This is a genomic window from Salinimicrobium marinum (genome assembly GCF_014651535.1).
Lineage (GTDB): Bacteria > Bacteroidota > Bacteroidia > Flavobacteriales > Flavobacteriaceae > Salinimicrobium > Salinimicrobium marinum.
Genome location: NZ_BMXB01000039.1, coordinates 1 through 1,775 on the forward strand (window position 1 = coordinate 1; position 1,775 = coordinate 1,775).

Annotated in this window: 1 protein-coding gene; it reads right to left on the reverse strand. The window is 39.4% G+C overall.

What is annotated here, in order from left to right; genetic code table 11:
• Positions 1 to 201: 201 nt before the first annotated feature.
• On the reverse strand, positions 202 to 1,659 hold the full coding sequence (locus IE056_RS18235; RefSeq protein WP_189606423.1) for an IS1182 family transposase: 1,458 nt from the start codon (positions 1,657 to 1,659) through the stop codon (positions 202 to 204).
• Positions 1,660 to 1,775: the final 116 nt, after the last annotated feature.

The window sequence follows — 1,775 nt, forward strand, 5'->3', positions numbered from 1 at the left end:
GAGGGCACTGAAAAACTATCTCTTTTGAGGTAATTTTATGAAAGCGATCAAGCAAAAAAGTATTTTTGACTTGGTCGCTTTTTTTGTGGGTGATTTTTTGAGCTGTTGACATTTTGATCAGCCTGTGGGTAAAAATGCGTTCTATGGCTCTATTAGCCTCCTTTTGCCTATTTTAGGCTTGCTTCTATGGGAATCTTAGGCTTATTTAGATAATTTAAGGATTCTCTTGAGGTTTACGGTGAAAATAGCAAGTGCCCCCTGCATCTGCATACTGTTAATCCCATATGCTATAGCACGATCATACCCATGAACATTTTTTAGTTCACCGTTTTTGGCCTCGATCTTATAGCGGTGTTTCGATTTTTCCTTATAGTATTCAGTTTTCTGAAATATCATCTGTTCTTGGTGCAAACTTGATTTTATGGAGACCGAATAGCTTTTGGTCTTAGCCCCTGGCTTATAGCAACCATCTCTTAATGGACAGATCTTGCATTTCTCTATATCAAAAAAATAAGAATCTACCTGATTCACACCAATGTCCTTTTTCCCTTGCCGTGCTTTGCGGATGGCTAGATGTCCTGCCGGACACACGAACATATCGGCATCTTTATTATAATCGAATCGATCGTCTCCCTTTCTACTGCCTTGTGTGATAGCGGGGTTCAGCTTAGCCACAATTTTAATATTCTGATCATCTTTGTCTTTGAGTTTGAGGTTTTCCTTACCGGAATATGCGCTGTCACCGATTACGGTATCCACCTGAATTCCATTGTCCTGGCTTAGTTTCAAAAGCATTGGCAATTCCGGGCCATCGCCTTTTTCACCCGATCTGACCACTGCAGCGGTAATGATACGTTCCTCGGTCATGGCCAGATGGGTCTTATACCCAAAGAATTTACTGTCAACTGATTTATGGCCGATTTTAGCATCTGTATCCTTAGAAAGGATATAGTTTTCCTGGGTATCCCCCACGGTCTCCTTTAATAGGTTCAACTTTTCTTTGACTGCAGGAACTGAACTTAATGTCTGGTCCGATTCAATACACTTCTCTAGTTCCCTGCAATAAGCCAATTCTTTCTCCAGTTCACTGGAAGCGTTTTTTTGCGGCATGCGGTCTTTCATGTCTTCATCTATAACGTAAACTGCTTTACGAAGCAGCTTTGAACGCTCTCTGAGAACCTCCAGTGCTGAATATGGATTTGATCTGGAAAGCGAATGTGTGGCATCAACAATAATCGACTTGGACTTAATGATTTCTTTTTCAATGGCAATAGAGACAGTCTTGTTTATCAAGAGGTTCAGTAGATCGGTATCTTTTAATCTCAGCTTACGGAACTTAGTCAACGAACTGGAATTGATAACTGCATCCTCGGGTGCCATTTCCAAAAAATACTTGAAGGACATATCATATCGAGAACGCTCAACTACATCAACGTCTGAAATCGAATAGATCGTTTTCAATAACAGGTATTTAAACATGCGGATAGGACTTTCCGCATTTCTCCCGTTATTCGAACAATATTTATCTACCAATTCATCGTAGATAAAGGAAAAATCAATCAGTTCATTGATTTTCCTAAGAAGATTATCCTTGGGTACGATTAAATCATATAGATCCGAATACGCACTTAATTGAATTTTTTGCTGCTGTAATAACATGCTTAAGCTGTTGTTTGTCAGCATTTAATATACGAAAAAAGGAGCAGAAACACTACGGTTTCTGCTCCTTTGTCTTCATTTAATTCAATTAAATGAGAGACTTTTTCAGTGCCCTC

What these genes read in the sequence shown, in the direction of transcription:
- IE056_RS18235 (WP_189606423.1), bottom strand. Translation starts at nt 1,659, where the DNA reads ATGTTATTACAGCAGCAAAAAATTCAATTAAGTGCGTATTCGGATCTA.